We start from the raw sequence: 762 nt of genomic DNA, 5'->3' as shown, positions 1-762 counted from the left end.
GTGCGTAAGGAATACTATTTTATAATTTTGTCACCAAAGTAGTGCACAGTATTTACGTTCTTATCTTAAAGCTCTGATTATTATAACTATTAACTTTTGGTTTTAAACTTGCAACATCATCTGAAACCTCTGTTTATGAGTATAAAAAAAATGGCGAGAATGAGTTATATCAGCAGTGTAGAACGCTATCATGAATACGAGAGTGTTATTCATAGCTTGCTAACGTCTATTTTAATAAGCATTGAAGATGGGCTAACCAAAGAGCGAGATACGTGTTATTTAGTCAGGCAATATCCTTTTCTAGAGTTGCAATACTGTTTAAACGATAAGGGGCAACAACAGGGTAACAATGTATGCTTTAAACGTGCTTATAGGAAAAAGCTTGCTACATCAGGTAACCAGCAAGATTTAAGCAAGCGCCCTTACTTTTTACAAGCACAAAGAAGTACGGCGGTGTGTTTTACCGATCCTTATATTTCTATTGCCACTAATCACTTATGTATATCAGCTATTAAAGAAATAAAAACTCCTATAAATCACCAGTGTTATTTAGTGATTGATGTGTCTTTAACGCAATTAATAGAGTTTTTGATGGGTGACAGCGCGCGCGCAAATATGACTCCTTATTTTAAGGCTGGTTACGGCGTTATAGTAATGTGCTTATTTTGCTTGGTACTGTATTTACTTAGTATAGTATTTAGTGACATTTATTCATTGCTTACTAATAAAGAGATCGGCTCTGACCCACTCGAACCATTTAGT

1 pseudogene is annotated in these 762 nt (G+C 34.9%); it reads left to right on the top strand.

From position 1 onward, the window contains the following. Positions 1-159 precede the first annotated feature (159 nt). A pseudogene (locus tag ACT3RM_RS18080) lies at positions 160-762 on the top strand (general glycosylation pathway protein); the annotation flags it as partial.

Source organism: Pseudoalteromonas sp. AOP7-A1-14 (genome assembly GCF_052376275.1).
Lineage (GTDB): Bacteria > Pseudomonadota > Gammaproteobacteria > Enterobacterales > Alteromonadaceae > Pseudoalteromonas.
The sequence above is the reverse complement of the archived record's forward strand: the minus strand, read 5'-3'. Positions and strand labels throughout refer to the sequence as shown.